The organism is Novacetimonas hansenii JCM 7643, assembly GCF_000964405.1.
Classification (GTDB): domain Bacteria; phylum Pseudomonadota; class Alphaproteobacteria; order Acetobacterales; family Acetobacteraceae; genus Novacetimonas; species Novacetimonas hansenii.
In genome coordinates this window covers 1-7,441 of the sequence record NZ_BANE01000131.1, presented here as the reverse complement: position 1 = coordinate 7,441, position 7,441 = coordinate 1, and the positions used below count along the sequence as shown (strand labels likewise).

Here is a 7,441-nt window from a genome sequence, read left to right as displayed (position 1 = left end):
TAGAAAAAGCTTCACCAAAAACCTTTATGATTTCAGGATGTTATCTTGTCTGACTTGTCAAACAGCTTCTTAAGGGAAAGGGTGGCATCTGGAACTTCTCTTGGCTGTCCTCAAACAGGCACCTTCTATAAAACGGGGGCATTGCCCCTGACCTGACGGATATGCCGTGTTCCTGCGCCAGTTGACCTACCTGATCGCCCTTGATCGTTTCCGCCACTTTTCCCGTGCGGCGGAACATTGCGGTGTATCGCAGCCCGCATTGTCGGCAGGGATCAGGCAGCTTGAAAACGAACTGGGTGTGTGTGTCATCCATCGCAACCGCCGCTTCCTTGGCCTGACGGAGGAGGGGCGGCGGGTGCTGGCATGGGCCAAGCAGACGCTTGCGGCGCTTGACGGGTTAAAGCAGGAGGCCGCGTTCGCACAGGACATATCGGGCGGGTCGCTGTCGGTTGCGGTGATGCCGCCTGCGCTGCTGACCATTCCGTTGCTGCTGGAAAGCTTCCGCACCGCCATCCCCAGCCTGCATCAGGAAGTCCGCTCCGCCGCGGCAGGCGAAATCGCGCGTATGTTGCGCGAACATGAGGTGCAGTTGGGTGTAACCTATCTCGATCAGGTCCCGCTGGGGGGCGCGTTCGATGTGCGGCCACTTTATGCGGAACAGTATGTGCTGGCGGGTGCGCTGTCGGCCCCCGTGCCTGACCGGTCCGAATGTGACTGGGCGGAGGTCGCGTCCATTCCGCTGTGCCTGTTTACACGCAACCTGCGCAGCCGCCAGATCATTGATGCCGGCTTTCGTGAGGCCGGTGTCACCCCGACCATCATGCTGGAGACGGATTCCATCAGCCTGCTGCATTCCGAACTGCGCGCGGGTCGCCTGTGCAGCATCCTGCCGGTTGCGGCCCTGCCGGAGGTCGTGGGCGGTGCGGGCCTGCGCACCTGTCCCATCGTGCCCTGTGTCGCGCCGGAGGTGGCGATCGTGCGCCTGCGCCAGCCCAACCCGTCCGCCGTCCTGGCGCGTGTTTGGGAGGTATGCATGCGCTTGCGGACCGATGATGTGTTTTGTGTGTAAGGGAAAGGGTCTTTTGTCGTCAGAAAGAATGAGGCAGAAAGGTTTCCGGCCCCATCAGGGTGATGCCGCCCGTCATGGTGCCACGTAAAGACTGTTTGGAAAGAAGCCCACGGGAATTATGGGATTTCTGGAGGCTGCCTTCCCCAAAGCCGCCTTGAAAATCTTTACCGGAAATTTCCAGAAGAGAGTGTTTGAAAAAATCATTGATAAAAAAGAAAAGCTTTTGGGTGCCGCCTTTTGACCGAAAAAGGCGGTGTCTTCTGAAGATTTTCACGGAATGCGTCACTAAAGAACATTTATAATTTAAGTATGTTATTGAGACTGACTGTTCAAACAGCCTCTAATTCCGGCATGATACTGATGCTGTTTTTTCAGGTAGCTTTCTGAAGGGCCGTGGTCAGGTCTTTGCCATCAGGTTTCGCAAGGTGCGGCGAATCCGGCTTTCATAATCCCTCCTTATCATATCATCACGACAAACGATTGGACCCATGCGGGGGCGGATTTGCATGGTGCCCACGCCATGACCGCGCGCGCCCACGATCCCGACACGTTTTCCGCCCTCCTGCCGCCTTTTGTGCGCAGGCTGTCGTGGCTGTATGCCCCTTCGCTGGCGGATTTCGCCTTTGCCCTGCGTACGGCGTTCGCCGCGATCCTGTCGCTGCTGATCGCGATGTGGATGGAACTCGACAGCCCGCAATGGGCACCGCTGACGGTGTGGGTGGTAGCGCAGTCCTCACGCGGGGAAAGTCTGGCGAAGGCGCGGTGGCGTGTGGGGGGGACGTTGGTGGGCTCTGTCGCCGCCATGGCGCTGATTGCGGCATTTCCACAGGCGCCGGGCCTGTTTTTCTGTGCGCTGGCGGCATGGATCGGCCTGTGTTGCGCGGGGGCGACGTTGCTGGACAATTACCGGGCCTATGGGCTGGTGCTGACGGGTTTCACATCGGCCATCATCGCAACCGGCGCGATCCTGGAACCCGACCATGTGTTCGATATCAGCGTGGCGCGCACCAGCTATATCGTGTTGGGCGTGGTGTGCGAGGCGACGCTGGCGATCGTGTTCATGCCCTCTGTCGCCCCCCATGCGCGCCAGGCATTGCATACGCGCCTGATGGTGGCGTTCGGCAATACGACGCGCACGGTGGCGGACCTGCTGGAGGGGGAGGTCCCGTCCACCGCGATGGGGGCGACGTTGGGGGAACTGGTGGCCTTCAACAGTCAGGTGGAGTTCAGCGAGCTTGAACTCGAACCCGGCAGCCGGACCGGGGACCATGCGCGTGCCGCCCTTGCGGCGATGCTGGGCCTGCTGGCGCGGGCGCGCGGGGTGTCGCTGTTGCTGGCGGGGGGGATACATGCGCCGGATGCGGGCCATGACGCGTGGGAATATAGGCGCGAACTGTGCGCGGTGCTGCGTGCTGGTGGGGGGACGCGGGCGGGGGTTGCGCGCCTGCAGGCCATCTGGCGTGACCGGCAGGCGACGGCGGCGCATCCGGCCATGGCCGCCCTGTTCATGGAACTCCTGGCGCAGGTGGGGCATGTCCTGTCCGAAATCCATGCCAGTGACCATCCCGTGCGCCATGACCGTTTCCGCTTTCGCGTCGTTTCCCGTCGCCATGCGGTGGAGGCGCTGGAAAATGGCGTGCGTGCGTCCTGCGCCATTCTTGGCGCATGGCTGGTGTGGGAGGTCACGGCATGGCGGCAGGGGGCGGCGTTCATTTCCTTCCTCGCGCTGGTGTATGGCCTGCTGGCGACACGTGAAAATCCGGTCATCGCGGGCACGCCGTTTTTCAAGGGGGGACTGTACTGCGCGGGTGTGGGCACGGTGCTGGCGTTCTGGGTCATTCCCGCAATGACCGCACCGGAAATGCTGGTGCTGGCATTGCTGGTGCCCATGACCATCGGTGGCCTTGCCGCGCGTAATGCAGCGACGGCGGGATATGCATTTTCATTCAACATGTTCCTGCCGGTGCTGGTTGGCCCAATGAACCAGGGACGCATTGACGAGGCGGCGTTCCTGAACGGGACGCTGGCGTTTTTGTGCAGCATCCTGTTCGCGATCCTGACCTATCGCATCATCGTGCCGTTCCGTATCGATTCCCACATGCGCCGTACGGCGGCATGGACCGCACGTCGCCTGCGGGGGCTGGGCGCGGGGCGGGAACATGCCTCCGCACATCAATGGCTGGCGGCCTGCGCGGGCAGCCTTGTGCGGATATTGCGCAATTCCGCCACCGTGCCACCGGACATGGTCGAAGAGTACATGCGGGCGCAGTTACGGGCGATGACGCTGGGCTTGAGTGTGATTGCATTGCGTGATGTCGCACGCCGCAATGACCTGCCCCCCGCCACACGGCAGGCGCTGGCGCTGTTCATGCGGCGTTGGCATCAGGGGCGGGCGGGCGAGCATGGCACCTTGCGGATGATCGAGGGGCGGGTCGCACAACAGGTTCCCGCAACGCCACAGGCCATGCAGCAGCGTCAGGTCGTGCTGTCGTGCCTGTATCTGGTGCGTATGCTGCTTACACCCGTGGGCAAGGTGACATCATGAAAATAAAAAGCCCCCCGGCACGCCGCCTGTCTACAAATGGCGGTGTGTCGGGAATTTTCAGGAATTCCACCCCTGATGTTCAGGCATGCAGCCCACAGGCGGCTTCGGGCATCGGGCGGCAGGCATTTCCCATGCGCATCAGGCTGCGGGCATGGGCGCGCGCATCCTCCATCGTGGCATAGCTGCGGCCGTTCATCTGGATGGTGCGTTCATGCAGGGCGCGGAAACTGCACGGCCCGTCACGGTGGTCGCGCAAGACGACGCCCAAGGTGATCCCGTTGATTTCAACGATGCTGGATTCAAACATGTCCTGCCTGCTGTCTTTGTCTTTATGTGCACATATCGTGCATTCGCGCCCGCTATGCCGGATGGAACGGGTTACGGGCAAGACGAAATAAATGAACTTTGCATGACAGTAGAGGCAGGTGGGCTGTCATAAAAACTTAACATATGTGTTGAAGGATTATTATTGATCCTGCACGTTGTCATTGTCTAACCCTGAAGATGCGTTACGCATATCAGGAAAAGACATGGCGCAATACATGGCTCCTACCACAATTTCGGATGAAACCACCAAGGATACGGCAGTGTCGGATCGGCGTGGTGACATTGTGTTCGGGCTGGTCGCGCGCATGGCGGGCTGGCTCATACTTCTGGTCATGGCCGGGATCATCATTGTCCTTGTCGCCGGTGGCTGGCGCGCGCTGGCCAATTTCGGCCCGCAGTTTTTCACCAGCACCGCATGGGATCCGGTAACGCAGCATTTCGGGGCGGCGACGTCCATCTTCGGCACCCTGGTGACTACGCTCGTGGCCCTTGTCTTTGCCGTGCCATTCGCGTTCGGGGTGGCCTTCTGGCTGGTGGAAATGGCGCCGCCCGCACTGGCGCGCGTGATTGAAACCGCCGTGCAGCTTCTGGCCGCCGTGCCGTCGATCATCTTTGGCATGTGGGGCTTTTTCATTGTCGTGCCGTTCATGGCCCATCATGTCGAACCCGCGACCAAGCATATGCTGGGTCATGTGCCGGGGGTCGGGCTGCTGTTCAGTGGCGCGCCCTATGGCACCGGGCTGCTGACGGGTGGGGTCGTGCTGGCGCTGATGGTCACGCCGTTCATCTGTTCGGTGATGAGTGATGTCTTCACCTCCATCCCCGCCGTGCTGAAGGAAAGTGCCTTTGGCCTTGGCGCCACCCGGTGGGAAGTGATGCGCAAGGTCGTCGTGCCATGGTCACGTCAGGCGGTGATGGGCGGGATCATGCTGGGTACCGGCCGTGCGCTGGGGGAGACGATGGCCGTGACCTTCGTTATCGGCAATGCCAACCATATGGGATGGTCGCTGTTTGCGCCCGGCAATACGATCGCATCGCTGATCGCGCTGGAATTCCCCGAAAGCCCGGCCGGCAGCCTGAAACTGTCGGCGCTGCTGGCGCTTGGCGCGATCCTGATGATCATTTCGTTCATTACGCTGGCCTGCTCGCGCATTTTCCTGCGTCGCGGCGCTGCGGAATAAGGAAAGGGTGACGCCATGTCGGCCCAGAACCCGACCAGCACACAGGCCATGACACCGGCCAGCCCCCCTGTCGCCCCCGCCACCGGCGGGTGGCAGCGTGGCGGGGCGCAGGCCATCCGCCGCCGCATCACGGACCGCGCCGTGGGCGTTGCGTGCATCGTTGCGACCGTCGTGGTCGTATATCTGCTGTTTTCCATCCTCTGGACGCTGATCGTGCGCGGCGGGGCGGGGCTGTCGCTGCCGACCTTTACCCACAGCACGGCGGCCCCCGGAACGGGTGGCGGCCTGGCCAACGCCATCGTCGGCAGCCTGGAACAGACGGGCCTTGCCGCCCTGATCGGCACGCCGCTTGGCATGATGGCGGGCGTGTATCTGTCAGAGTTTTCGTGCGATGGGCGTATCGTCTCGCTTGTGCGGTTTGTCTCGGACATGATGCTTTCGGTGCCCTCCATCCTTGTCGGCCTGTTCGTCTATCTGATCTTTGTCGAACCGGCGGGGCATTTTTCGGGATGGGCGGGCATGTTCGCCCTGACGATCCTGTTCATTCCCGTCGTGGTGCGCACGACCGAGGACATGTTGCGCCTTGTCCCGCGCGCCATGCGTGAGGCGGCCTATGCGCTGGGTGCGCCATCATGGCGCGTGATCCTCAGCGTTTGCCTGCGTGCCGCGCGTGGTGGCATCATGACCGGCGTGCTGCTGGCGCTGGCGCGTATTTCGGGTGAAACCGCGCCGTTGCTGTTCACGTCGCTTGGGAACCTCAACTGGTCCACCAGCCTGAATGCCCCGATGGCCAGCCTTCCCGTCACGATCTACCAGTATGCGGGATCGGCCTATGATGACTGGGTACAGATGGCGTGGACTGGCGCCCTGCTGATTACCGCCGCTGTCCTTGCGACCAGCATCCTTGCCCGCTGGTGGCTCTTGCGTAATGGATCCGTAAAATAATGAATACGATTGTCATGGATGATGTGGCCCGTGGGGTCACGGATGTCGCGCCGCCCGCGCTGTCCATACGCAACCTTGATTTCTGGTATGGGACCAATCATGCGCTCAAGGGGATTTCGCTTGATTTCCCCGAACGCCAGGTGACTGGCATGATCGGCCCGTCGGGATGCGGAAAATCGACCCTGCTGCGTATCCTCAACCGGATGTATGACCTTTACCCGGGGCAGCGCGCAACGGGGGAGGTGATGTTCGATGGTCGCAACATCATCGCGCCGGGCGTGGATGTGAATGTCCTGCGTTCGCGCATTGGCATGGTGTTCCAAAAACCAACACCGTTTCCGATGTCCATATATGACAACATTGCCTTTGGCGTGCGCCTGCATGAACGGCTGTCACGTTCTGACATGGACCAGCGCGTGGAAGATGTGCTCAAGCGCGTGGCGCTGTGGCCGGAGGTGCGCGACCGTCTGGGGGCATCCGCGGCCGCCCTGTCAGGTGGGCAGCAGCAGCGCCTGTGCATCGCGCGCACCATCGCCACCCGCCCCGAAGTCATCCTGCTGGATGAACCGACCAGTGCGCTTGACCCGATTTCCACTGCACGGATCGAGGAACTGCTTGATGAACTCAAGCGTGATTTCTCCATCGCCATCGTGACGCACAACCTGCAGCAGGCGGCACGTTGCGCAGACCGGGTTGCATTTTTCTATATGGGGGAACTGGTGGAGGTCGATACCGCCGACCAGATGTTCACCGCACCCCACAAGAAGCAGACACAGGATTACATCACGGGCCGCTTTGGCTGATACAGGAAATATCGAGCATGCCGAACGAATCAGCGCATACGGTTCATAGCTACGAGCAGGAACTCGAACACCTGCGCTCCCTCATCAGCCAGATGGGTGGCCTTGTCGAACGTCAGACATCACAGGCGATCGCCGCCGTTGTGGATCATGACGAAGAAGCAGCCATGGAGGCCCCCGAACTTGACCCCAAGGTCGATGACCTTGAACGCCAGACAGAGGCACTGGTGATCCGTCTGCTGGCGCTGCGTGCGCCGATGGCGGGCGACCTGCGCGAAGTGGTTTCCGCGCTCAAGATCTCGGGTGATCTTGAACGTATCGGCGACTGTGCGGCGTCGATCGCGCGCCGTGCGCTGCGTGGGGAACTGCTGTCCTATCCCGTGTCAGTCACCGGTTTGCGCAGCATGGGGCGTCTGGTGCAGGAAAACCTGCGTCGCACCATTGATGCGATGGACCGGCGTGACCCCGATCTGGCGCGGGAGGTCTGGCAGTCGGATATGGCGGTGGACGAACTCTATGTCTCCATGTTCCGCGAACTGGTGACATATATGATGGAGGACCCGCGCAATATCGG

8 protein-coding genes are annotated in these 7,441 nt (G+C 61.3%); 6 read left to right on the top strand and 2 right to left on the bottom strand.

The features are described 5' to 3' along the window. The first annotated feature begins 166 nt into the window (after positions 1 to 166). Positions 167 to 1,069, top strand: a complete 903-nt coding sequence (locus B7G66_RS10020) for a LysR family transcriptional regulator (RefSeq protein ID WP_003621494.1) — start codon at positions 167 to 169, stop codon at positions 1,067 to 1,069. 19 nt (positions 1,070 to 1,088) lie between these two features. On the opposite strand, the gene B7G66_RS17365 is transcribed toward B7G66_RS10020, so the two are convergent. After that, complete coding sequence (locus B7G66_RS17365) at positions 1,089 to 1,343, bottom strand: hypothetical protein (RefSeq protein WP_141313078.1); 255 nt, start codon at positions 1,341 to 1,343, stop codon at positions 1,089 to 1,091. A 246-nt stretch (positions 1,344 to 1,589) separates the two neighbouring features. On the opposite strand from B7G66_RS17365, the gene B7G66_RS10015 reads away from it, so the two are divergent. Beyond that, complete coding sequence (locus B7G66_RS10015) at positions 1,590 to 3,614, top strand: FUSC family protein (RefSeq protein ID WP_003621499.1); 2,025 nt, start codon at positions 1,590 to 1,592, stop codon at positions 3,612 to 3,614. A 79-nt stretch (positions 3,615 to 3,693) separates the two neighbouring features. Here the strand turns inward: B7G66_RS10015 and B7G66_RS10010 are convergent, their stop codons facing one another. Further along, positions 3,694 to 3,921 (bottom strand): hypothetical protein, encoded by a 228-nt coding sequence (locus B7G66_RS10010; RefSeq protein ID WP_003621501.1) that lies wholly within the window; start codon positions 3,919 to 3,921, stop codon positions 3,694 to 3,696. A 235-nt stretch (positions 3,922 to 4,156) separates the two neighbouring features. On the opposite strand from B7G66_RS10010, the gene pstC reads away from it, so the two are divergent. From pstC to phoU, 4 genes are all read left to right on the top strand, one after another. After that, positions 4,157 to 5,122 carry a phosphate ABC transporter permease subunit PstC gene (pstC, locus tag B7G66_RS10005; RefSeq protein WP_048859155.1) on the top strand — a complete coding sequence of 322 codons (966 nt, stop codon included), beginning with the start codon at positions 4,157 to 4,159 and terminating at the stop codon, positions 5,120 to 5,122. 48 nt (positions 5,123 to 5,170) lie between these two features. Continuing rightward, on the top strand, positions 5,171 to 6,067 hold the full coding sequence (gene pstA / locus B7G66_RS10000) for a phosphate ABC transporter permease PstA (RefSeq protein ID WP_040512685.1): 897 nt from the start codon (positions 5,171 to 5,173) through the stop codon (positions 6,065 to 6,067). After that, entirely contained in the window at positions 6,067 to 6,870 is an 804-nt protein-coding gene (gene pstB / locus B7G66_RS09995) for a phosphate ABC transporter ATP-binding protein PstB (RefSeq protein WP_003621506.1), read from the top strand. The genes pstA and pstB overlap by 1 nt, the downstream gene beginning before the upstream one ends. Positions 6,871 to 6,887: 17 nt before the next feature. Continuing rightward, positions 6,888 to 7,441: phosphate signaling complex protein PhoU (gene phoU, locus B7G66_RS09990; protein ID WP_048859154.1), on the top strand; the 554-nt coding region annotated here is incomplete at its 3' end.

What these genes read in the sequence shown, in the direction of transcription:
- pstA (WP_040512685.1), top strand. Translation starts at nt 5,171, where the DNA reads ATGACACCGGCCAGCCCCCCTGTCGCCCCCGCCACCGGCGGGTGGCAG.
- pstC (WP_048859155.1), top strand. Translation starts at nt 4,157, where the DNA reads ATGGCTCCTACCACAATTTCGGATGAAACCACCAAGGATACGGCAGTG.
- pstB (WP_003621506.1), top strand. Translation starts at nt 6,067, where the DNA reads ATGAATACGATTGTCATGGATGATGTGGCCCGTGGGGTCACGGATGTC.
- B7G66_RS10010 (WP_003621501.1), bottom strand. Translation starts at nt 3,921, where the DNA reads ATGTTTGAATCCAGCATCGTTGAAATCAACGGGATCACCTTGGGCGTC.
- B7G66_RS10015 (WP_003621499.1), top strand. Translation starts at nt 1,590, where the DNA reads ATGACCGCGCGCGCCCACGATCCCGACACGTTTTCCGCCCTCCTGCCG.